The 21,173-nt window shown below is 47.6% G+C and carries 23 protein-coding genes; 12 read left to right on the top strand and 11 right to left on the bottom strand.

Annotated elements, in window-relative coordinates; all coding sequences use genetic code 11:
- Positions 1 to 101: 101 nt before the first annotated feature.
- A complete protein-coding gene (locus tag AKG35_RS02735; protein WP_197524593.1) occupies positions 102 to 1,007 on the top strand; it encodes an NAD-dependent epimerase/dehydratase family protein in 906 nt (301 codons plus the stop codon).
- Here AKG35_RS02735 and AKG35_RS02730 read toward each other — a convergent pair.
- Positions 976 to 1,545, bottom strand: coding sequence for a CDP-alcohol phosphatidyltransferase family protein (locus tag AKG35_RS02730; RefSeq protein ID WP_011129897.1), 570 nt, complete (start codon positions 1,543 to 1,545; stop codon positions 976 to 978). The genes AKG35_RS02735 and AKG35_RS02730 overlap by 32 nt on opposite strands.
- Before the next feature lie 32 nt (positions 1,546 to 1,577).
- Here AKG35_RS02730 and AKG35_RS02725 point away from each other — a divergent pair, with 32 nt between their 5' ends.
- Entirely contained in the window at positions 1,578 to 2,048 is a 471-nt protein-coding gene (locus tag AKG35_RS02725; protein ID WP_041384304.1) for a CBS domain-containing protein, read from the top strand.
- A gap of 119 nt (positions 2,049 to 2,167) precedes the next feature.
- Here the strand turns inward: AKG35_RS02725 and AKG35_RS02720 are convergent, their stop codons facing one another.
- Positions 2,168 to 3,697 carry a hypothetical protein gene (locus AKG35_RS02720; RefSeq protein WP_011129895.1) on the bottom strand — a complete coding sequence of 510 codons (1,530 nt, stop codon included), beginning with the start codon at positions 3,695 to 3,697 and terminating at the stop codon, positions 2,168 to 2,170.
- Positions 3,698 to 4,501: 804 nt separating this feature from the next.
- On the opposite strand from AKG35_RS02720, the gene AKG35_RS02715 reads away from it, so the two are divergent.
- On the top strand, positions 4,502 to 5,530 hold the full coding sequence (locus AKG35_RS02715; protein WP_236069641.1) for a transporter substrate-binding domain-containing protein: 1,029 nt from the start codon (positions 4,502 to 4,504) through the stop codon (positions 5,528 to 5,530).
- 27 nt (positions 5,531 to 5,557) lie between these two features.
- On the opposite strand, the gene AKG35_RS02710 is transcribed toward AKG35_RS02715, so the two are convergent.
- Positions 5,558 to 6,127: a hypothetical protein gene (locus AKG35_RS02710; RefSeq protein WP_011129893.1), complete on the bottom strand. Its 570-nt coding sequence runs from the start codon at positions 6,125 to 6,127 to the stop codon at positions 5,558 to 5,560.
- A 357-nt stretch (positions 6,128 to 6,484) separates the two neighbouring features.
- Positions 6,485 to 6,724 carry a ribbon-helix-helix domain-containing protein gene (locus AKG35_RS02705; RefSeq protein WP_041384302.1) on the bottom strand — a complete coding sequence of 80 codons (240 nt, stop codon included), beginning with the start codon at positions 6,722 to 6,724 and terminating at the stop codon, positions 6,485 to 6,487.
- Between the two features lie 155 nt (positions 6,725 to 6,879).
- On the opposite strand from AKG35_RS02705, the gene AKG35_RS02700 reads away from it, so the two are divergent.
- The 3 genes from AKG35_RS02700 (at position 6,880) to AKG35_RS02690 (ending at position 8,714) form a co-directional block, all read left to right on the top strand.
- Entirely contained in the window at positions 6,880 to 7,485 is a 606-nt protein-coding gene (locus AKG35_RS02700) for a PCC domain-containing protein (RefSeq protein ID WP_011129891.1), read from the top strand.
- Entirely contained in the window at positions 7,482 to 7,727 is a 246-nt protein-coding gene (locus AKG35_RS02695) for a DUF6737 family protein (protein ID WP_011129890.1), read from the top strand. Before AKG35_RS02700 ends, AKG35_RS02695 begins: the two co-directional genes overlap by 4 nt.
- A 102-nt stretch (positions 7,728 to 7,829) precedes the next feature.
- Positions 7,830 to 8,714 carry a GNAT family N-acetyltransferase gene (locus AKG35_RS02690; protein ID WP_011129889.1) on the top strand — a complete coding sequence of 295 codons (885 nt, stop codon included), beginning with the start codon at positions 7,830 to 7,832 and terminating at the stop codon, positions 8,712 to 8,714.
- 74 nt (positions 8,715 to 8,788) lie between these two features.
- On the opposite strand, the gene AKG35_RS02685 is transcribed toward AKG35_RS02690, so the two are convergent.
- The gene (locus AKG35_RS02685; protein WP_011129888.1) at positions 8,789 to 9,127 is read right to left on the bottom strand and encodes a c-type cytochrome; all 339 of its coding nucleotides are present in this window, start codon (positions 9,125 to 9,127) and stop codon (positions 8,789 to 8,791) included.
- Positions 9,128 to 9,478: 351 nt separating this feature from the next.
- On the opposite strand from AKG35_RS02685, the gene pstS reads away from it, so the two are divergent.
- Positions 9,479 to 10,462, top strand: a complete 984-nt coding sequence (pstS, locus tag AKG35_RS02675) for a phosphate ABC transporter substrate-binding protein PstS (protein WP_011129887.1) — start codon at positions 9,479 to 9,481, stop codon at positions 10,460 to 10,462.
- 163 nt (positions 10,463 to 10,625) lie between these two features.
- Here pstS and AKG35_RS02670 read toward each other — a convergent pair whose 3' ends face one another.
- Positions 10,626 to 10,835 (bottom strand): hypothetical protein, encoded by a 210-nt coding sequence (locus tag AKG35_RS02670; RefSeq protein WP_011129886.1) that lies wholly within the window; start codon positions 10,833 to 10,835, stop codon positions 10,626 to 10,628.
- 26 nt (positions 10,836 to 10,861) lie between these two features.
- Positions 10,862 to 11,545 (bottom strand): SDR family oxidoreductase, encoded by a 684-nt coding sequence (locus tag AKG35_RS02665; protein ID WP_011129885.1) that lies wholly within the window; start codon positions 11,543 to 11,545, stop codon positions 10,862 to 10,864.
- Between the two features lie 330 nt (positions 11,546 to 11,875).
- Here AKG35_RS02665 and AKG35_RS02660 point away from each other — a divergent pair, with 330 nt between their 5' ends.
- Complete coding sequence (locus AKG35_RS02660) at positions 11,876 to 12,433, top strand: rhomboid family intramembrane serine protease (RefSeq protein ID WP_011129884.1); 558 nt, start codon at positions 11,876 to 11,878, stop codon at positions 12,431 to 12,433.
- Between the two features lie 98 nt (positions 12,434 to 12,531).
- On the opposite strand, the gene nth is transcribed toward AKG35_RS02660, so the two are convergent.
- A complete protein-coding gene (gene nth, locus AKG35_RS02655) occupies positions 12,532 to 13,185 on the bottom strand; it encodes an endonuclease III (RefSeq protein WP_041384300.1) in 654 nt (217 codons plus the stop codon).
- Between the two features lie 204 nt (positions 13,186 to 13,389).
- Positions 13,390 to 13,737, bottom strand: a complete 348-nt coding sequence (locus AKG35_RS02650) for a phenylpyruvate tautomerase MIF-related protein (RefSeq protein WP_011129882.1) — start codon at positions 13,735 to 13,737, stop codon at positions 13,390 to 13,392.
- Between the two features lie 981 nt (positions 13,738 to 14,718).
- Here AKG35_RS02650 and AKG35_RS02645 point away from each other — a divergent pair.
- The 3 genes from AKG35_RS02645 to AKG35_RS02635 all read left to right on the top strand — a co-directional run bounded on the left by AKG35_RS02645 (position 14,719) and on the right by AKG35_RS02635 (position 17,584).
- Positions 14,719 to 15,501, top strand: a complete 783-nt coding sequence (locus AKG35_RS02645) for a helix-turn-helix domain-containing protein (RefSeq protein WP_011129881.1) — start codon at positions 14,719 to 14,721, stop codon at positions 15,499 to 15,501.
- Positions 15,501 to 16,559 carry an ABC transporter ATP-binding protein gene (locus AKG35_RS02640; RefSeq protein ID WP_011129880.1) on the top strand — a complete coding sequence of 353 codons (1,059 nt, stop codon included), beginning with the start codon at positions 15,501 to 15,503 and terminating at the stop codon, positions 16,557 to 16,559. The genes AKG35_RS02645 and AKG35_RS02640 overlap by 1 nt, the downstream gene beginning before the upstream one ends.
- 446 nt (positions 16,560 to 17,005) lie before the next feature.
- Positions 17,006 to 17,584 (top strand): ferritin, encoded by a 579-nt coding sequence (locus AKG35_RS02635; protein WP_011129878.1) that lies wholly within the window; start codon positions 17,006 to 17,008, stop codon positions 17,582 to 17,584.
- 390 nt (positions 17,585 to 17,974) lie between these two features.
- Here AKG35_RS02635 and AKG35_RS02625 read toward each other — a convergent pair whose 3' ends face one another.
- The gene (locus tag AKG35_RS02625) at positions 17,975 to 18,571 is read right to left on the bottom strand and encodes a helix-turn-helix domain-containing protein (protein WP_011129876.1); all 597 of its coding nucleotides are present in this window, start codon (positions 18,569 to 18,571) and stop codon (positions 17,975 to 17,977) included.
- Positions 18,572 to 19,330: 759 nt separating this feature from the next.
- On the opposite strand from AKG35_RS02625, the gene AKG35_RS12705 reads away from it, so the two are divergent.
- A complete protein-coding gene (locus tag AKG35_RS12705; RefSeq protein WP_157859791.1) occupies positions 19,331 to 19,501 on the top strand; it encodes a hypothetical protein in 171 nt (56 codons plus the stop codon).
- A gap of 454 nt (positions 19,502 to 19,955) precedes the next feature.
- On the opposite strand, the gene AKG35_RS02620 is transcribed toward AKG35_RS12705, so the two are convergent.
- Entirely contained in the window at positions 19,956 to 21,062 is a 1,107-nt protein-coding gene (locus tag AKG35_RS02620) for a chlorophyll a/b binding light-harvesting protein (RefSeq protein WP_011129875.1), read from the bottom strand.
- Positions 21,063 to 21,173: the final 111 nt, after the last annotated feature.

Raw genomic sequence — 21,173 nt, 5'->3', positions numbered from 1 at the left:
GCCTTAGACCTCCATCCTGCAGGGCGAAGGGCCTTCAGTTGCTGATCGAACGCGCTTCAATATGCGCGTTTGATGATTCAGCTGTTTTGAAGATTCTGATCATGGGGGGAACCCGATTTGTCGGCAAGCCTCTGGTTACTCGACTTCAGGCCCAAGGCCATGCGCTCACGTTATTCACACGAGGCCGCCATTCTTTACCAGATGGTGTGGAACATCTCAGTGGTGATCGAACCACTCCTGAGGGGCTGAGTCGTCTTCAAGGCCGAAGCTTCGATGTCATCGTCGACAGCTCAGGGCGCAAGCTTGAAGACAGTCAAAGGGTGGTGGCCTGTACAGGAGAGCCAAAGCATCGTTTCCTCTATGTCAGTTCCGCTGGCGTCTATGCAGATTCCGAGGAGTGGCCACTGAATGAGGAGAGTGCAACCGACCCGAACAGTCGTCATGCCGGCAAGGCTCAGACCGAATCATGGCTGCTTCAGCAAGGAATTCCCTTTACCAGTTTCCGACCTACTTATATCTATGGTCCTGGTAATTACAACCCAATTGAACGTTGGTTTTTCGATCGTATCGTCCATAATCGACCGGTTCCTTTGCCACGAGATGGCACCACCATCACCCAATTGGGGCATGTTGTTGATCTGGCTGATGCCATGGTTCGTTCCCTTGAGGTGGAGACAGCAACGAATCGCATTTACAACTGTTCCAGCAAGCGTGGTATCACCTTCAGGGGCTTGATTGCAGCGGCAGCAAGGGCTTGTGGCAAAGATCCAAATGCCGTTGAGCTTCGTTCTTTTGATCCTTCAGGCCTGAATCCCAAAGCTCGTAAGGCCTTCCCGCTAAGGCTGAGTCATTTCCTTACCGATATCACCAGGGTGGAGCGGGAATTGGCATGGCAGCCACGCTTTGACCTTGAGACTGGCCTCGAAGATAGCTACTGCAACGACTACTCCTTGAAGCCAACGGCTGAACCAGATTTCAGTGCCGATCAATCCTTGATCGGGGTTTGATGTATGCCACCGCAGAGCTAAACGCCAGGATCAGAGATGGCCAGAACAACCACCAGCCCAGGTGCTGCATATTTAGGCAAAAGTTGTGGCTTCCCCAACTAGGCGGCCACAACAACAGCAGCATGCTTAGGAATTGAAGGATCGTCTTTGCTTTACCTCCCCAAGAAGCAGGAGCACCAGATGAGGCTTGAGCACGCCAACCGGAAATCAGTAGTTCCCTGGCCAGCAGTAACCAGATCGACCAAACAGGCAAGGCTTCGTTGCTGGCCAGCCAGATCATTGGTGCTGCTAGAAGAAGCTTGTCAGCAAGCGGGTCCAGGCGAGCGCCCCAGCTGCTACCACCACCAGCTCTGCGGGCCAGCCAGCCATCGGCGGCGTCGCTAAGCCCTGCCAGCAACAACAACACCCATGCCAGAGCAGGCTGACCCAATTGAAGCAACAACACCAGGGGGAGACCTGCGACAGACCTCCCCACGGTTAGAGCATTTGCCGATCTTCTCAGTGTTGATGGTGAACCGAGGCGGGATGGTGCACTCACAGGCTCAGAATGAATGAACTTGCATGTGATTCATGGTGCTCCAGCAGACGGTGAAGGATGTCATGTCAACGCCGGTTCTCAGTGTCGTGCCAGCCACATCTCTGCAGGAGGCTGTTCAACTACTGAGTGATCACCACATCAGTGGCCTGCCAGTTGTCAACGACGATGGCACGCTTGTGGGGGAACTCACTGAGCAAGATCTGATGGTGCGCGAGAGCGGCGTTGATGCTGGTCCGTATGTGTTACTGCTCGACAGTGTTATCTACTTGCGCAACCCCCTTAACTGGGATAAGCAAGTTCACCAAGTGCTTGGTACTAGCGTCAACGACTTGATGCGCAGCGACACCCATACCTGCAATGAAGCACTTCCATTACCAAGGGCCGCCGCCATGCTCCATGACCGCAGTACGCAGCGCTTATTTGTCATCAACGATCAGCGCAAACTTGTTGGGGTGATTACCCGGGGTGATGTTGTTCGAGCTTTATCAATGCAGGGTGACTAGTGCCTATCGAAGCTCGCGAATATGCAATAGCCAATCTTGAGGCATAGGGAATTCAACACGATTCAAATTGGCAAGTCCTTATCGTTAGGAGCCTGCTATGAAAACGATTGATTGAACTGTTAATTGATCAGTCCTACCTCTGATGCAGACAGCGGTGGTGGAGGTAATAGCGGTAGTGGTGGAACTCCGATCAGTGGGGGTGGCTCGATTTCGGCTGGATTGTCATAGATCGGGTCTCTTCGTTGATGGATCTCCTGGGCTGGAGGCAGGGCCTCGCCTTCCCGAAGCAACAAAGGTGGTGGCAGATCCGGTGGAAGCAGGGGGTTGCCCCATTCCAGATCCGTTCTCAAGGGATCGTTATCTTGAAGATTCGAGGGTGAATCGAACTTTTCGGGCGTTTCGAGCAATACCAGTGGATCTGCCGTAATCGGCGGTTCCCGTAAAGGAGCTCGATCACTATTACGAGCCAGAAAAGTGCTTTGGCTATCGCTGGGAATGGTAGTGCCGGGCTTGGGCGCCCAGATCATCCTGGCGATGGGCTCCACACCTTGCTCGATCAATCGATTCAGTCCAGCTAGGGCCCGGTCGAACAGTCTTCCGCCCGGCCATTGTTGGCAATTAACTCCATTGCAGTCTTGCGCCCCATCAATCCTGGGGCTGAGAGAGGCTGCCAAGGTGCCCTGAAGTTGGAAGCGCCGTTCACTGAGCCTCAGGAGATAGGGAACATGCACAAAGCTAGTGACACCACCGCTTATCCAATTGGCGTCATCCTCCGTGAAGCCCTTGACGCCTGGAATGATCAAACGACTCTTGGAGGCATGGTCTGGCATGTAAGCCGCCACAAGGCCACGGCTACGGGCTAAATCCTTGCTCTGTTCAAGGGTTAACCCATCTCTGCTCATTAATACCTCTATACGCCCGTCTTGTCGCAGGCCCATGATCATCCTGATGCGAGGAAGGTAGTAGCGGATCCGCTGGCCCATGCTGATGCTGTATGCGCCCTTGTAGCTAGGAGGAGGCACTTCAAAATCGTTGTAAATGCTGTGTAGTCCACCGACAAAGGTGTCGTAGGTGGAGGCACGATTGGCTGTTAGTTGTCCGTAACCGAAGTCAACTCTGCCGTTGTAGCGAATGCCTATGTAGGCGCGTTGGATGGAGGCAGCGCGATTACGACTTCTCCAGACGCGTTGACCCAACTTGAGATCTCCAAGGGGAACTGTGATCTCTTGGCCACCAATGTCGACATGCCGCTCATACATCGGACCAGAGACAAATGCCAGTGAAGAGGAGTCCTGGAAAGCGTCCTGTTCTCTATCCCAGCCTTCAAGAAGGCCGAACTTCACTTTACGTGGATCAAAATCGAGTGCGTACACATCATCGTTTGGTCGATAGCGAAAGGGAGCTTTCACTTGTCTCTTAATGCTCTCTGGGACGACTTGACTTGGGTTGAAGCGTTCGGGTGCTTTCGGAGCCAGAGCCACAAGACCAGCAAAAACAGTGAGCGGCAACCCAATCAAAAGTAAGCGTTTGGATAGCTGAGATCTCCTACGCTGAGGCCGCCGTCGCCGCCTTGGCGGGGAGGCTGTGCGACCAGCACGTCTAAGTGGGGCTGCCTTTGCTTTGGTTGTAGCTGTTTTCGTTCGGGGCAAGTAAAAAAATGGCTACCTTCACCATCAGCAAATTCAGCTAAAGCTCACTGCATCAATGGCTTCCCGTCAACTCCCTAGATGAAAGAAGTCGTTAGTGAATGGCTTCTTACTCAAAAATGAAATAGGCAAAAACGTTCGAACTTCAAACCTTCTCAACCAGAATTTATTACCTTCTCATGATTCCAAAAGGGCTTTCTGTACTGAATTTTGATCCCTTTCAAGCCTTTTCATAGTCAATGCTTGTTAGCCGTATTTATGCTGCATATGCTGCATCCGTTTTCTATTCCTAGCCACATCAGTATTGCTTAGGGAAGAATTTGGCTTGGCTGGCTTTGTCATGCCATCGAAACGCGATCAATCTGTTTGACCTAGTTACGCCATCTGATGCTGTCTTATTCAAAGGTTGTGGTTGCGTGAGGAAACCATCTGCAAAACTTGCAAGCACTTAAGGCTTACAAAAGGAAATAGCAAAATGCTCTTCAGGGCAGTTGATCGCAATCTAAGATGACCTTTGCATTCGTAGCTTCTAGATGACTCTTTTTCTGATTAGTGCCCTGGTTGGATCCGTTCTGGCAATGATTTTGATCGTTCGTCGCCTTGAACAGAAATAAGCTGTTGCTTGTCTCTCCTCTGAAGTTCTTGCTCAGACTGGTCTTACAACCTTTCTTGTCGTGGTGGTGTGGATAAGAATCGTACGCAGTCCTATGGCAGCCTTAGGTGAGATGGGCTTTTCAGTTCGTGTATAGGCGATTGATGGGCGGCATGAATTTAAAGAGACGGCTCTCCGTTGCTGCCTTGATTGTCATGGCGACTCCGTCTCCCCTTCAGGCAATGGCTTTGAGGGTGGGAGTAAGTGGTTCGCCACCATTTGTGGACAAGAAAGCTGGTGTATATGAGGGAATTAGTGTTGAAGTTTGGCGTCAAATTGCTCATGCAGAGAAGCTTGAATACTTTCTCATTCCATATCCCAACATAGATTCGAACATCAAGGCGGTGGCTGATGGAAAGATTGATTTAGCCATCGGGCCTATCAGCATTACGCCAGATCGAGTAGCAAGAAATGGGATTGAATTCACGCAACCTTATTTCTATGCAGAGGAGGGTGTTTTAGTACCATCACAGCCACCCGGACTATGGGCAAGGATCAAGCCTCTCTTTGGTGTCGCTGCTTTATCTTCTATCACTTTCTTGCTCTTTACACTTTTCTGTGTAGGCAATCTGATTTGGCTTGCAGAGCGAAAACGTAACCCTGAACATTTTCCGCCTCAATATATAAAGGGTCTAGGGAATGGGATTTGGTTTGCCTTGGTTACACTCACAACCGTAGGTTACGGAGACCGTGCACCTTTAACGAAAGCAGGAAGGTCTATAGCAGGGGTCTGGATGGTAATTTCGCTAGCATCAGTGTCGACAATTACTGCAGGATTGGCTTCGGCATTTACCGTCTCGCTATCTCAGACGCAATTGTCTGGGGTCATGAAACCATCGGATTTGGATGGTGAATTAATTGGTGTAGTTACTGGCACCACAGGTGTATCTTTAGCCAGATCATATGGTGCACGGCCGTTTCCAGTACCAACCCTTAAGGAAGCTATTCATCTAATCAAGAGAAATAAAGTCTCAGGAGTGATCTCAGACACACCTATCTTGAGTTATTATATGAAAAATAGTCCAGACAAGTCTCTAACATTAGCACCTTTTAGACTTTCCCTTCAGACCTATGGATTTGTCGTGCCTAGTGATAGTCCATTGGAACGTTTGATTAATATTGAACTCCTTCGTCTTGAACGCAGTCATCAAGTTAAAGCGATAAGCGACAGGATTTTGAAATAATTCCTCTGATCTAATACTCACAAACATTTAGTTTTGCAGCTGACACCTCAGCACGGCTAGCGCTTCATCGGGTAGTCCCAAAAATTGATCCAGCCATGCGGCTCCACTGAGTGGCACGATGGAGACGCCCACAAGTACGGCATTGCCATCCGCATCAAGTGCCTGTCCTTGCACATGATGGCGCTGACTCTCAACCTTTCCACTGCTGAGACATGTGTTCACAGTCAGATCAGGAGCAGTGAGCCAACTGCCAACTGTGAAACAGAATTGCGCTTCAAACTGAAGTGATAGTTCACCACTATCGGGTGCGAAAGACCCTTCAAGCTTTTGGGTTGTAATGCTGATGTTCAAACCAGGAGGCATTGGCAAGCCAAGTATCTGTGTTGTGCGCCAGCTGAGAGCAGGAATGATCAGGTTTTTTGGATCAAAGCGAAGACTTCTCAGCCCATCTTGATTCATAGGCCCGAGAAGGCCGTCTCCACCTCCACCTCTAGCGTCATAGCTAAAGGCTGGATAAGCACCAATGGCTAGACGACATCCTTTCTGACTTGTCAGATGCATTACGGAGGACAAAATAACAACTTGGCAGATCACCACGTTGACAGAGTTTAAGAGCAGGTGTATTCAGATCAACTTATAAAATTAATAAGCGCTGCCTACATTGACTCTCCATAGATACTGTATTTAATTAGAACTATTTTACACTGGACAACTAAGACGATCAACGATCGACTTAAAAGATTCGAAACAAATCATTACCACAGAAGCTACAAAGATACTTTTGTCTCAATATTATTTTCATAGAGATTGAGACTATAAACATCCAGTAAACCGCCCCTCCAACTATCAATTCAGCAAAGACGAACCAATAACACTATTTAGTCAGCCTTCTAATACTGCACTTACGTCAGCATCTAAACAGTGAAGATCCTCGCTATTTAGTAGAACTGATCGTCACCCGTCTAACTGACGATGACGACGCAGTCCATCTTCAATCAAGAACGAGGCAAGGCTGCTACAGCTACGGCTTTCTGCAAGGGCATGCTGCTTGAGCCGATTCATCAAACCCACCGGCAGGGTCACATTGAGGCGTTCCGATTGAGCAGAATCCGCCACCATTGCTGCACTTGGAGCCTCTTGAGAGAATCGTTGGCGCTCTTGCAGCTCGGCCATTGGGTTCTGCAGTGACGACACTTTGACGTCTTAGCTTGGCATCAATAGTTCAGCAATAACTTGCCATTCATGCCCACAAGCTCTCTATGGCAATCTTCGAGTCGTCTATCGATCAGCTCTGAGGACCGGTATTTACTGTTGACTTCTTAATCTCTGCTTTCTCGAAGGAGAACTCCATGCGATCGCTGCCATTGAAGCTTGCTCCAGGCAGCGACCTGCTGATAAGCCTTCAGAAAATAGCTCAGGAACAGAACAGCTCAGGTTTTGTTCTTGGTGTGGTTGGCAATCTTTCGCGTGCAGCATTTCAGTGTCCTGGTCAGTCAGGGCCTACTGTCCTCGAGGGAAACCTGGAGATCATCACTCTGAATGGCACAGTTTCTCCCAATAGTGTGCATCTGCATCTAAGCCTCTCTGATAGTGCCTGTCAGGTATGGGGTGGCCATCTTGAACCAGGAACCCTTGTGCTCAAGGGTGCTGATCTGTTGGTGGGTTTATTGGATCAGTCTCTCCCACAAGAGCCTTCTGATCCTTCTCAGGCACCAAGGGTGGAAATTGCTGTTCTGCCTGGTTGCCCTTGGTCGACCAGAGCTCTGCGGATGCTTGGTTCTCTTTCCATTCCGCACACCGTTAAGAGCATCGACAATGATGCCTCTTTCAAGGCGTTCAATCAGCGTAGTGAGCTCAATACTTTCCCTCAGGTATTCATCGATGGTGAGTTGATTGGCGGTTACGATGAACTATCGAAAATGCATGCTTCTGGCCAACTAGAGACACTGCGATGAGTAGTGATCAAGGCAAAGCAACTACAGCAAGCTTTTGGGATGAAAAACCCTGGTGGTGTCAACCCTGGAGCATTCTGCTCACAGGTGTTGCTTGTGTCGCTGTCAGCTGGTGGTGGCCCAATCTGCTTTGGTTTACTGTTCTGATCGCTATAGGCGTGATCGGATGGTGGGGATTGTTTCTCGTGCTAGCCCCAGCGATCTATCGCCAGCAGATTCAGCAGCAACTTTCGGAACAGGATTAAATCTCATCCTGATGGATCTCAATCTTTAAATATCACGCCCCATCATTGGATCAATCTCCAAACCAGCTTGGTACTGAAAAACATCTCGTTAATTGCTCCGTTATGGCCTCGCTGCTAAAGATCCGGCCGCTGCAACGCAATGACATCGCCATGGTTACGCAATGGGCCAGGGCAGAGGGTTTTGCTCCTGGTGTTGGTGATGTAAGTATTTATCGTCATACCGACCGTCAGGGATTATGGGTGGGTTGGCTTGGCAATCAGCCTGTCGGTTGCATTGCTGGAGTTCGCTACAACGCCGCCTATGGCTTCATCGGATTGTTCCTTGTCATTCCGGAGCATCGAGGTCATGGGTATGGAGTTGAGCTATGGGAACATGCTCTCGAGCATCTCGTTGATCTTCCTTGCGTTGGTTTAGAGGCTGCGTACGATCGAATTGACGACTATGCCGGATGGGGTTTTGCAATTTCATCGCCGACAACTCGCTGGCAGAGGATTTGTGATGGCAACCTGAATGACGACGATGACTATTCCAATGGCGAAGGGTTGCAACTGCTTGAGGGTGATTCGATTCCCGCGATGGCTGTGCAGTCTTATGACGCCATACGTGAACCCAGCCCCCGCCCTCACTTCCTTTCCGATTGGCTTCAGCATCCTGCCGGTAATGTGTTGGCCCTGGTAGATGGCAACGATTGTTGCCATGGATTTGGCAGGATCCGGCCTTGTTTATTACGTGATGGCGAAGGCTGGCGGATTGGGCCGCTATTGGCTGATAGTCCGCAACTCGCGGAGCTGTTGTTGAAGCGTTTGATCCAACGCCATCCAGGTGTGGTGATCTTGGACGCACCTGGAGGAAACTCTTCGGCAGAGCCCCTGCTGAAACGACTTGGCTTCAGTGCTGTTTCTCAAACTTTGCGCATGTATCGCGGAGAACAACCATCTATTCCTTTAGACGAGGTTTATGGTTTGGCCTGCTTGGAGTTGGGTTAAAAAAAATCCTCCAATCAAGCTGGTTAATAAACCAGACTTGACTGAAGGATTTGAAACGATTGATTGACTTTTAACTACCAACCACTGCTGGCTTGGGCTTCAACATAGGCTGCTACATCAGCTATATCTGCTGCACTGAGGACGTCTGCAAAAGAAGGCATGCCGCCTTTACCGTTGGTGACCTGGGCAACAATTGCTTCTTCATGCCCTGAGCCGTAGTTGCTTAAGGTTGCTTCTAGGGCCGCTTTTTGAAGGGTCTTCGCGGGATCTACGATGTTGCCGCCGCCAGCGTGGCATGCGGCACAAGTAGACGAGAAGACTTGTCCGCCATGGGCCGAGTCAGCAGCCATCACCCAAGAAGGAGCTGCAAAGCATACGGTGATAGCAAGGAGAGCTGAAAGTAGCCTACGCATCAGAAGCAGGTATCAACGCCAACCATTGTTGGTGATCAAATGGGCATTGAGCTCTTTTGGATAAAAGCTGTTATTAATTCAAATATTCACCGAAAGACCAACTCCTTGTTGATCTTTGTAGATCAAGGCAAAGCCTAGCTTGGCTAAACAAGGGGGCAGGAATCTCCCTTTGATAGTTCCAGTTGCTGGGTTTTTGCCTAGAGCAAAGAAAAGGGTTCTACTGGGTAGAACGTTCTTATCTCCCTTAACCACTAACCGATTCATCAAGATCTCCTAGTCAATTGCTGACTTTTTCCCATCAAAGGGCATTTCTTATCTAGTTATGGGTTGATGAAATCCTTCAGGGGCCCCATGTCGTTCTCAAAGAAGGCCCTTTTGCTCCTTTCTGCGGTTGTTCTCGGTGTTGGCATCACGGCTTGCAGCACCTCAGGGTCATCCGGCCGTCTAAGCGGAGCTGGTGCAACCTTCCCTGCGAAGATCTATACCCGCTGGTTCTCTGAGCTGGCCACGGCTGGGGGGCCGCAGGTCAACTATCAGGCTGTTGGTTCTGGATCTGGTCGTAAAGCCTTCATTGATCAGACCGTGAGCTTCGCGGCATCGGATGATCCGATGAAGCAGGAGGATATTGACAAGGTTCAGCGTGGCTTGGTGCAAATTCCCATGGTGGGAGGCACCATCGCCTTTGGCTACAACCGAGACTGCGATCTGAAGTTGACCCAAAAGCAAGCGGTTGAAGTTGCTCTTGGCAGCATCACTGATTGGGATCAGCTCAATTGCCCTGCAGGCAAGATCACTTGGGTGCATCGCTCTGATGGCTCTGGCACCACCAAGGCATTTACCAATTCCATGCAGGCCTTTTCTAAACAATGGACCCTGGGAACCGGTAAATCAGTGGAATGGCCAACAGGGGTGGGCGCCAAAGGGAATTCAGGTGTTGCTGGTGTGATTACAAATACACCTGGCGCGATCGGTTATGTGAATCAGTCATTCATCAAAGGAAAGGTCAAAGCTGCTGCACTTGAAAATCTCTCTGGCGAATTCCTCAAGCCAAGTGTGAATACAGGAGCTGCTGCCCTCAATGGCATCCAGTTAGACGCCAATCTCGCCGGTACCAATCCAAATCCCACAGCCAAAGGGGCTTATCCGATTGCCACTCTCACCTGGTTGTTGGCATACAAAACTGGTAATGGCAGCAACCTTGACGCACTCAAAACAACCTTTGACTACATGTTGAGTGATGAGGCTCAGGCGCAAACTGATGGGTTGGGTTTCGTTCCCCTGCAGGGTGAAATTCTCTCCAAGGCTCGTAGTGCCGTTGACTTGGTCAGCAAGTGATCAAATCACGAGACTCGTTTAAGTCGTCTTATTAGAATCATTAAAAGGGAAGCTAATAACTTCCTTTAAATGTCTCCCTCTTGTGTACCCTATATTGATTGTACTTTAGGAAGCAAAACGTTGTGATCAATTGCTCTTCAACTGAGCTTAACCATGGCAAGTATCAATAACCAGACGAATGGTTGCTATGGTTTCGCTGACGTTGTTTCTCCTCAAGAAGTTCGCTTTCGAGCTGTTCAATCAGCTTAGTAACGAGTGCTTGAAACTCAGGTTGACAGCCTCTAAATGCAGCCTTGTGACGAATGGGTTCATTACGAGTACGCAGGTCGGTAAGCATCAGCTGTAAGGCATCAATTCTGGCATTGGTGTTCATGACCAGATACTACTCATCTGACGACACTATGACGCCAGAGCATTGATGGTTTTGAGTGCTTGTTGCAATGTGATTCTCTTCAGGTCAGGGTCGCTCGTGACCTCGATGATGCGGCCAATTGACGATGGAGTCTTGAGGGCTTCTATGCAGCATCGCGCTACTAATCGACGCGGAATTCTAGCGTCTTCCTGACAATCGGCCCCTGTAAAAAGGATCCCTTCTTTCTCTAGGTTCTCTTCTCGATCATTCAGGCCACCCGGTCTGATCACAGTCCAATCGAGACCGCTTTGCTCTAGAGCCTGTTCTCCTAGGCGTTTCCAAACCAAGATCAGGCCAAAAAGATTGAGTGGATGCAACCATCGTCCGGCACAAAGCGAACTAACCAGAACAACCCTTTTGACGCCAACCCTTTTGCAACTGGCGATTTGCTGTCTTACCCCTAAGGCATCCACCCGCGCAGGGCCGGTTAGATCTGCAGAGGGTCTGGCACCTGTTGCGAGAACAAGCGCGTCACAGCCTTCAAGGGCTTCATCGAGGGCTGTTTCATCTGCCAATGACAAGCGCCGTAGATCACATTGGCTCAAATTGTCGGGCAAATGGGAGTTTGGACGAATCAACAGGCGCACCTGATTCCCTTCCTTTAGGGCTTCCTCGGCAACTCGATAGCCGGTTTTGCCAGAGGCTCCACTGATGGCCAGCTTGATGCCCATGTCGTTTTGCTGAAGATTGCACAAGGTCTAGCGAAAATATATATTGAACGCTGTTGTTTGATCAATGCTCTAGCTTCAAAACGCTTGGATTTTCGCCTTGGCAATGTCGATTCATCACTGCGAGCGGAGTCTTTCAAGCGTGCTGGAGAACCTTTCTTAGGTTCGAAATGTCAAAGAAGATCAGCTTTGATCGCAGGTTATTGATCTACAGCGCTGCTGATTACTGCGATGTCTTAATGGAGTTGTAGGGGAGTTGCCGCACAATAGAATGGTGAATCATGCGATTTTCATTTCAAAGCATCTTGAGTGAACCAATCCAAACGTAAGCATATGCTGAGCTTTCGGTTATTACTCCCTGTGTTCTTTGTCGGGATTGCTTGGCTACAGGAGAGTATTGATCAGATATTTTTTTCGGGTAATTGGAATCTGCCTATAGGGCCTGGCCTGCCTTGGTGGGGTCTACTAACCGCTCCATTTAGCCATGCAGGTTTTGGTCATCTGACCTCTAACACGATTATGTTTTTACCGCTAAGCTGGTTAGTACTTAGCAAGGGCATTCGTGATTATATTGGTATTTTAATTGCTGTTGTTGTGATGGAAATACCGGTTTGGTTATTTTGGCCTAGAGGAAGCCATGGCATGTCAGGTGTTTTGTATGGACTACTCGGCTACCTTTTGTTAATTGGGTTTCTTGAACGCCGTTTCATGACCATTTTATTGTCAGTCGTGGGTTTGGTTCTTTTTGGAAATGCACTTCCGGCTTTGATCCCAGGCGTGTCTCCGGCTGGGGTGAGCTGGATCGGTCATGCAAGTGGATTTCTTGGAGGGATTTTTGCTGCACTTGCTCTTTCACGGGAGCCAAAGCGATTGAATAAGGCTAAGGATTAATAACAAAATATTTTTGTAGCTATATATACGTTCATATTTAACTCATGACGTCATTTGCGAATGCATAGTTATCAGACAATATCTTATTATTTACCAGGCTAGGCTTTGATCCACTTTACTGGATTGCGTCGTTTTGGATATAGCTCTCTACATAAATCACAGGTTGTTCCATCACATCCCCTTGCGGTACAGTTTTCACGACCATAGTAGATGATCTGGAGATGAAGCTTATTCCATGCTGATTTCGGGAACAGCTTTTTGAGATCTTTTTCTGTCTGAAGTACACTGCTGCCATTAGATAGTCCCCATCTTTGAGCTAAACGGTGGATATGCGTATCAACTGGAAATGTAGGCACCCCAAAAGCTTGAGCCATGACAACACTTGCTGTTTTATGTCCCACTCCAGGGAGTGATTCTAGATCATTGAAATTCTGTGGTACGGAAGAATGGAAGCGTTGAACAATGATTTCCGAGAGTCTATGTATGTTTTTGGCTTTTTGCTTTGACAGCCCTAGCTGTCGGATCATATTTAGTATTCTCACTTCACCTAACTGATACATCTCCTCTGGGGTCTGTGCATGTTCAAACAGAGATACTGTCACCTCATTGACTTTCTTATCAGTGCACTGCGCACTTAAAACAACTGCAATCAATAGGGTGAAATCGTCATGATGGTTGAGCGGAATGGCAGGATCAGGATAGTGCTCGTTTAGTCTTCGCATGATCGTTTCTGCTCGTTGATTTTTTCTCACGTGTCTTTCATTGAATTGCGAATTGAGGTGCTTGTTTCATTTTTATCATTCATTGGTCAAAAAATTTCTTTTTGAACATCTACTCTTGCTTATCTGCCTATGAATCCCAATATTAAACCTACTTTTTAAGTTACATGGACGCCAACAATTACTTCATTTACCCTAAGGTTATTTGACATCCTTTGGCGGCATATCACGATCACTTCAACCGAAGGTACTTCCGTTCCAACCCCAGAGTCGAGCAGGGACATCCTCAAAGCCGATATAGATTCGATCAGCAGGAATACCAAGATTCTGCTCGATGTGGCCACACACGAGTTCGCTCACTTCTTGCGTACGGCTACCATCGAGAGCTCCAATGCTTTTCACCTCCACATAGCAAGTCGGTTCAGTATTTCCCGAAAATGTCATTGGCACACCGCATTGAAGAGATGTCATCACATATTTCTCTGGTTTCCCCAGTAGCTCAGCAAGCTTGCTAGAGAGCTCTTGCAGCAGTGAGTTGGCATCAGCTACAGCTGGAACTGATGCTTGGATGTTGATCAAGGGCATGGACGCAATTGCCTTTTAAGAAGTCTTTGGGAAACTATGCCATTCATCTCGATGCTTAGCCGCTCAATCAGCTAAGGCATTCACTAATTGTTGGACTACAGTAAATCGAGCAAGATATTTCAACTTCAAGACTAACGCCAACTAAGAAATAAAAAATGAATGGGTCGCTAAATGGGATGCCTAAATCTTCTATTTTCTCATCAATAATCATTACATTCATTGTCAATGATGATTACATTTAGAATAGCAAGACTCTTGCATTAAGAAATCCCCCTAGGGCCATATAAATCTACAGGAACAACCATTTCATCATTTTTCAGAAACTAAATTTGCAGGTCTATTTAGCACAGCTCTATCAGGCCAACGCCGTATACTTGATAGATACAAAAGCGAATACTGTTATTCATTATATTCATCATCGTAAACCCAGAAGACACGATGCTCTGCCTGCATGAATGTATACTTCAATCCATATTTAAAGTGCTAATAACAGGCAAGTCCTACACCAGGAATCTGACTGCGAATATAGTATTCATAGCAGTTATTGACTTCTCTTGGCGCCGACAGTTTTCTAGCTAGCCTTACAATAGGCTTAGCCAAGTCGATCATTATAAACAGATAATTCCTTGACATAGACACCTGCCATTCTAGCCATCTTTAATTGCTTCTATGGAGATAAAATCGTTGTGCAGGTCATGGATTCTGCTCGCTATAAGTTATTTTTCATGAATAAAATTTGAAACTATACAGCTTAACTTGGATCCAAGCAGCCCCATGAACAGGATGGCTGGCCTTTTGTTGGATCCAAAGCCTGACTCTTGACCAAAAAACCAACACGCTCATTTTTCTGCTTTTTACCTACTCCCCCCCACAATCAAGCGACCCGAATCAATAGCTACCTCTAGATGTAATAAATGTCACATCCCAAGCAAGCATTGATCTGTGCTTGATGGGTGAGAATGATTCATCTGCTTGTGACAATTGTCATCTATTGGGGTCGCTGTTGACTCAAAAATCTCTAGTAGATGCTGGGATCTATCTGACAGCAATGGATCTTGGAAACCTGCCACAAACATCACCTTTGATTCTGCTACCAGTAGTTATGGCGAGGAAGAGTTCCCTTCCCTCCGTAAACCATTACACAATGCGTCTTGTCCGATAACAGTCAGTAGTCAACTGGAATCGCTGGAATCACTTCAACTCACAGTAGGGCAGAGCATCCTGCTGTCCTCTCAGACGGATCAATCTCGCTACGTGCGGCTGTTTTTTCAGCAGGGCATTGCCAGGATCTCAGGCTCCTTCGGAGATCATTTTCCTGATATCACTTTGGCTTTTTGTGGTGATTCTGAATCTAGTTGGATTCGGTTACCCGACTGCAGCAACTTTTTACTTGAGGCACTCACGAATAGTTCAATTGGCCTTCATTACGCAGACAACTGCCCGAAAGATCAAGATCTCCTATGGGATTGGCTATTTGATTTTCATCTTGTCAGACATCCAGTCGGAGCCGAAGCAAGGTTAGTTGCTCTTTTAAAACTTCTGATTGGTCGCTTTGGCATCCGTAGAAGTGAAGGTTATGAATTGCCCTTTCCCCTTGGCCATGCACGCATGGCCGAACTAATTGGGGCCACGCGCTCCACTGTTACTCGTCAGATCACCTTGTTTCGGAACAAGAATGATCTTCAGCTAATTGAACCTGGCGGGACTTTTCTGCTCTCGGCACGACTTATCGAATCCACCCCAGCTATGGATATACGATTTTGATGACTAACCACTTGCAAATCAAGGGCCTCTGGTATCATTACGGTGATGGATCAGCAGAAGGTTGGACACTGCAATCCATCAATATGAACCTCCAGAGAGGTGAGCTCGTTGGTTTGTTGGGACCTTCCGGTTGTGGCAAAACAACCTTGCTGCGATTGATTGCTGGATTTGAACAGCCTGTGCGAGGGACAATCTGCATCGATGATCACGAGGTCGCAAGCTCACGGGGAATGCTGCCACCCGAGCGCCGCAGCATAGGCATGGTGTTTCAGGATTATGCTCTTTTCCCCCATCTCGATGCCTGGCGCAATACCTGTTTTGGTTTACGCCGCGGCCAAGACACCAGCCGAGCAGAATGGCTGCTTGAGATGCTTGGCCTAGCGGATCTTCGTCACCGTTATCCGCATCAGCTTTCTGGAGGCCAACGCCAACGCTTGGCACTGGCAAGGGCATTGGCCCCAGGGCCATCACTCGTACTTCTTGATGAACCCTTTTCCAACCTTGATGTTGAGGTACGTCTGCGTTTGCGCAGCGAGCTTGCAGGTGTTCTTCAAACATGTGGTGCCAGTGGTCTGCTTGTGACACATGATCCTCAAGAAGCCCTGGCAATCTGCGATCGGGTTGCGGTCCTGCGCAATGGTGAGCTTCATCAGTGCGCATCACCCTCTGATCTGGTGCAAAAACCAGCCACACCTTTTGTTGGTCGTTTTGTGCTCCAAGGAAACCTGCTTCCTCTCAACATGGGTGGCGAACATTGGCTGACGCCGATTGGTCCTCTCTCAAAACCCACGGAACCGAACGCTGCTAAGGCAACTGAGTTAATGGTCGATGATCAGGCTCTTCAGATTCAGCAGGATCCCAGAGGCGAGGCTCTGATTCAAGGTCGCGAGTTTCTTGGTAGTCACTGGTTGTTGCGTGTGGAGCTTGGAAATCACACGTTGCGTGTGCGTCAACCACTTGAACGCCCTGTCAAGACAGGCGAGCGCTGCTTCGTCGCCTTCCGCGCGGGACAAAAAGGCCTTCTTTTCCCCGGAGCGATTCCATGCCCACTATGTTGAGGGCAATGCTTGACCACCAAGGCCTAACCAGTGGTGCTCTCAATCACTTAACAACAATTAAGGCTACAAATTTATCCTGATCAAGTTGTATTAGCCATCAATAACCCCTTTTCGCAAAGGAATGGGTGATCAGCCCCGGCTGCAAACACATTTGCCACCTTTCCACTTCGAGCACTTCCGCTTTTTGCAGGTTTTTTTCTTGTTTTGAACGGGCTCAAGACGTCGCAGACGACTGTCCACAAAGTCATTCCCCAAGGCCTTGGCCATAAAGACCTGCGGTAACTCCGCAACTGAGACTGATTCTCATTATATGGGGTCCAAATCGCACCTGAAGAGACCTTTTCAAGATGTAAAAGGGCTTGTAGCATTCGTCACATCACTCTATGCACATTTGCCTGGTTGCTAATCCATCCTCGCCACTCTGTGCAATCTCGACAAGACAAATCATGGCATTGCCTACCAGTACTAAAGCTGTAGCCCTTACCACTGGTCCTGCAGGACGTGCAATCGCTCAGTCAATGGAAGCTTCTCTGGTTGAGGCTCTCCATCAGCATCTAACCATGGAGAGAAATGCTAGCGCTGCTTACTTTGCTATTGCGATTTGGTTTGCTGAGCGCGAATTGCGCGGCTTTTCCCATTACTTCAAGCAAGAAGCTATTCAAGAACAGGAACATGCCGCCCATTTTGCAGATTACCTGATTGCTCGTGGACAAGCTGTTGTTCTGCAGGATGTACCTTCACCCCGTCAGGAATGGATCTCTACAGATGAAATCATGGCTGCCTCATTCCAGATGGAGGCAGACGTAACAACCTCACTGCATCAGCTTTATGCAATGGCTGAGCGAGCTTCTGATATGCGCACGACTGTGTTCCTTGATCCACTAGTCGATAATCAAGTCGACTCTGAAAATGAGTTTGCTCACCTCTTGGGTCGAGTACGTTTTGCCCAGAATCAACCCTCTGCAATGTTAATTATTGACGGCGAATTGAGCGATGGAAAGCATTCACCTGCAAAGCTGGCCTAGTGATCGCCATCAATATCGATAGATAACTGTGCTTTTAAAATATTGACTAACAGTGCCTATGAGTTATGGCTAATAAAATCAGATTTTTTTTCTTGAGGCCAACAAGTTCTCATGTCAAGTGGTCTGCTACTGATCTCAATTAGAAATTCAATAGAGAGTTTATCGTCGACACTTTTAAATTGTATTGCTTTGGCTGTTTCGAGTAATCGACTGCGTCGATTACTGAGCTGCTGAAATTCTTTTTTCAGGCGGCAAGATAGGTTGTCGTCATTACATTTAGCAATAGCCTCTAGCAATGAGCTACAGCGATGACGGATCCCATCAACCTCTCTACAGAGACTGGCGATAACGCTGTCTGATGTCGTAACTAGGTCTTTCATTCACTCAGAGCTATGAGGCGGCAAGAGGTGCTGATTCAATTAAGGCTGGGGCCAAGCGCAAGATGGGTTCTCCGCTGGGAACGTTTAAAAGATCAGCGGTCCTTAGCCTGGAGATCAGTCGCGTGGAGGTCACCCGCGTAGATCCGATGAGTTCACCAATTCGCTCATGGGTGAGTCGGAAGGGGAGATCACACCAGTCGCCACAGCGTCGCCCTAAGCGGTTAACAAGCAGGGCGAGCAATGCCTGGAGACGCTGTTCTGCATTACCTAAATGGCGAATGCGAAGCAGCTGCAGGGTCCATTCGTTCACCGCATCAAAGTCATGCCCATCACGGATTTCAGCATCGCTGCGAAAACATAATGGTGTAAGTGCTTCAACACAGACACCTTCACTGCACAAGCGGTCGGTGCGTAGTTGATCGCCTTCCTGAAGAAAAGCGAGAGTCATTCCTTCAGTTTCTTCGCATGGGCAGTAAACGCGGGCGATACCCTCAACGACTTCGATACAAGCGCCGCCTGAACGAGCGGCAGGATCGATAAGGATGGATTGCCCTGTTGGCATCCGCACTGTTGGGACTGGATCATCTGGCAGGAATCGGAAGCTCATGCGAAGCCTCTCAAGTGCTTTTTGAGAACTCTTCGCAACCTATACGCTTAACGGTGCCTTTTGCAAGCGATTCTCAATAGCAATAGTGCTGTTGCGAGGAATCTGTATTGCTGATTGATGCTTGTGTAAATTTCGACACCATCCGGGGTGCTGTTTAGTCCATTGGAGCCGTCAAGTTATCACCTGCTCACTTGCACATGATGAAATTTGTGGCAGATGCAGAAGGAATCAGTCGCTGAGGCGCAATAACGTCATGCACTGCAAATGTATAGATGATGCAAATCCTGGCCATTGAAAGAGTGGCTAATCCCGGGCGTAGCTTGGATGGAAGAAGAACATATCAAAAGGAAATATAAATGGAATCTCGTAAAGGCATTGATGTTACTGGTGTATGCAATGACTTAAATCGTGCCTAAGTTGTCAAGCGGCTTAGCATTCCAGGCGTGCATGCCATAAACTTTGCCTGTTTATGGCAATAATCTGGCAGAGTGATTTCAAATATGGTTGACACTGAGATCGCAAGCCTGCTTGATTACAGTTAATGAATAGAATGCAGTAAAAGCCAATTGATAACGTTTTTTGGAGACAAGGGAAGCTCTATCAATGAAGTGATTAGGAGACAGAGAAGCGAAGACATAGCGACTGTAAAACCACACATGTAAGAGGCCTATCTAGACATTGGGATTGGTTTGATGTTTAAGTTTTTAGTGCCTCAAACGACTTATTCTAGCTATAATTAGAGAGCATTTTAAGTCAACGATGCCTACAGCTCCTTTTGCCGCGGCAATAGAACTGACTCCAATAACTATTGGAGGAATTGTTTTGCTTGGTGTTTTGGTATTGGGAGCCGATATTCATTTATTAATAAGGCAGCAACAACAAAGCCGCCTGCGCAAAATGGCTCATAATCATGAAGCTAGAGATCAATAAGTACCAACAAAGATGTGGCTACACCTTAAGGATAAAGGGCTATTGTAAATAGATCACATTAAAATCAGTGAAACAATCGTCGAAGCAGAGCTCGTGAAAAGGAATAGAAGCACTGCACCTAGATCCACAACAAGAAAAGCCAAGTATCGATAGCAAGTAGACCATATCAATGGCTTGTTATAGATGTTTGTTTAAGATCGTTAATGAATCAAAGACACCCTATGCTTTGAAAATTCCATTTTCGTTGGCTGGCCATAATTACAAAATTGAAGATTAGGGTTTACGTATTTGAAGCAGTATAACTAATGGGAGGCAAGTCGAACAATAGAACAATCAGAAGTTGTAGTTTGCTGAGCAATATATTTTCAAGTTGACATCCATAGGCTCAATAAAAAAGCCCTGCTTAAGCAGGGCTCCTATTTTGAGATAAATCGCAGTGTTAATTTGAGCTAGTTTATGTGGCGCTATCTGTCGATGTTGATGGCACGGTCGTACTTTTAGCTGGGTTAAGGCTAATTTCGTTGCTTTCTAGCTGATCGAACAATTTTTCAACACGCTTGAAGTCAAAGCCCATCGCTCTCAATCCATGCCAGAAATGACCCTGAAGATAGAAGAATCCAAGGTAGAAATGGAAGTTTGAAAGCCATGAACGGGCTGAGTGTAAGTCTCCACCAAACAATGGATCCGTATCTGAGAAATAGGGTGCGAAGTTCAATTCGATATTGAGAGGACCACCATAGAGATCAGTTGGATAAATTGTGGTGTTCATAGAAGCCCAGAAGGCTGCCACAAAAGCAATAAAGGCTGCACCTGCTAATGAGGTAGAAAGCACAAATTCAGCAGACAATAGTCCTTTCCCTTTGAATTCAGTGTATTCCCCAAATGGCTTGCTGAAAATATGCCAAATAGCACCAGCACTCAAGAAGAAGGCCAAGAATGCATGACCTCCCATCACATCTTCCAAACTATTGATCGTAAGGAAATCAATTTGATGATTCCAAACCATTGACAAGTCAAGATTGTATTCGACCTTACGTACAACACCCATTGCTGGGTCATAAATACCATGGTATTTAGCCCATTCTACAAATTGAACGCAGCCAAGACCTAGGAATAGCAGGTGATGTCCAAGTATGAAGGTGAGCCTGTCTGGATCATCCCATTTAAAATCAAATTTGTTAGGCCTGGATCCTTGCGGGTATTCTCCCAGGTCCTCCTTGTATCTAAAGGAGTGAAGCATCGCTCCACCGGCATAAACGGCCGAAAAGATGAGATGGAAGACTGCGACAACAAGCATGCCATAGGAATCTGTAATCACACCGTTTTCTATGCCGCCAATACCAAGACCTGCTAGGTGAGGAAGAACTACAAATCCTTGGTCACCTATTGGCAATGCGGAATCGTAACGAGCTAGCTCAAACAGGGTGTTGGCACCAGCGCCGAAGCAAATTAATCCTGTATGACCGATATGCGAGGCAATGAATCGGCCTGATCGGTTGGTCACTCCACTGTTACCCGCGTACCAGGCGTAGGTAACGTCTGTTTTCCCGTAGGTTTGCACGAGAATGAATTTGTTTAGGGCAAATGAAATCTATTTGTATAGCGACAGTTCGAAGCTAGGTGTACACAGAACTCTACATATTTGAAGAAGGTAAGTGTGATTTAGACATGA

Source organism: Prochlorococcus marinus str. MIT 9313 (assembly GCF_000011485.1).
Taxonomy (GTDB): domain Bacteria; phylum Cyanobacteriota; class Cyanobacteriia; order PCC-6307; family Cyanobiaceae; genus Prochlorococcus; species Prochlorococcus marinus_D.
This window is presented reverse-complemented; position numbering and strand designations above follow the sequence as displayed.

Excerpts from the sequence above, each read along its gene's own strand:
- AKG35_RS12705 (WP_157859791.1), top strand. The coding sequence starts at position 19,331 with ATGCCTACAGCTCCTTTTGCCGCGGCAATAGAACTGACTCCAATAACT.
- AKG35_RS02685 (WP_011129888.1), bottom strand. The coding sequence starts at position 9,127 with ATGCGTAGGCTACTTTCAGCTCTCCTTGCTATCACCGTATGCTTTGCA.
- AKG35_RS02725 (WP_041384304.1), top strand. The coding sequence starts at position 1,578 with ATGGTGCTCCAGCAGACGGTGAAGGATGTCATGTCAACGCCGGTTCTC.
- AKG35_RS02640 (WP_011129880.1), top strand. The coding sequence starts at position 15,501 with ATGACTAACCACTTGCAAATCAAGGGCCTCTGGTATCATTACGGTGAT.
- AKG35_RS02695 (WP_011129890.1), top strand. The coding sequence starts at position 7,482 with ATGAGTAGTGATCAAGGCAAAGCAACTACAGCAAGCTTTTGGGATGAA.
- AKG35_RS02690 (WP_011129889.1), top strand. The coding sequence starts at position 7,830 with ATGGCCTCGCTGCTAAAGATCCGGCCGCTGCAACGCAATGACATCGCC.
- AKG35_RS02625 (WP_011129876.1), bottom strand. The coding sequence starts at position 18,571 with ATGAGCTTCCGATTCCTGCCAGATGATCCAGTCCCAACAGTGCGGATG.
- AKG35_RS02700 (WP_011129891.1), top strand. The coding sequence starts at position 6,880 with ATGCGATCGCTGCCATTGAAGCTTGCTCCAGGCAGCGACCTGCTGATA.
- pstS (WP_011129887.1), top strand. The coding sequence starts at position 9,479 with ATGTCGTTCTCAAAGAAGGCCCTTTTGCTCCTTTCTGCGGTTGTTCTC.
- AKG35_RS02715 (WP_236069641.1), top strand. The coding sequence starts at position 4,502 with ATGGCGACTCCGTCTCCCCTTCAGGCAATGGCTTTGAGGGTGGGAGTA.
- AKG35_RS02660 (WP_011129884.1), top strand. The coding sequence starts at position 11,876 with ATGCTGAGCTTTCGGTTATTACTCCCTGTGTTCTTTGTCGGGATTGCT.
- AKG35_RS02670 (WP_011129886.1), bottom strand. The coding sequence starts at position 10,835 with ATGAACACCAATGCCAGAATTGATGCCTTACAGCTGATGCTTACCGAC.
- AKG35_RS02735 (WP_197524593.1), top strand. The coding sequence starts at position 102 with ATGGGGGGAACCCGATTTGTCGGCAAGCCTCTGGTTACTCGACTTCAG.
- AKG35_RS02665 (WP_011129885.1), bottom strand. The coding sequence starts at position 11,545 with ATGGGCATCAAGCTGGCCATCAGTGGAGCCTCTGGCAAAACCGGCTAT.
- AKG35_RS02635 (WP_011129878.1), top strand. The coding sequence starts at position 17,006 with ATGGCATTGCCTACCAGTACTAAAGCTGTAGCCCTTACCACTGGTCCT.
- AKG35_RS02650 (WP_011129882.1), bottom strand. The coding sequence starts at position 13,737 with ATGCCCTTGATCAACATCCAAGCATCAGTTCCAGCTGTAGCTGATGCC.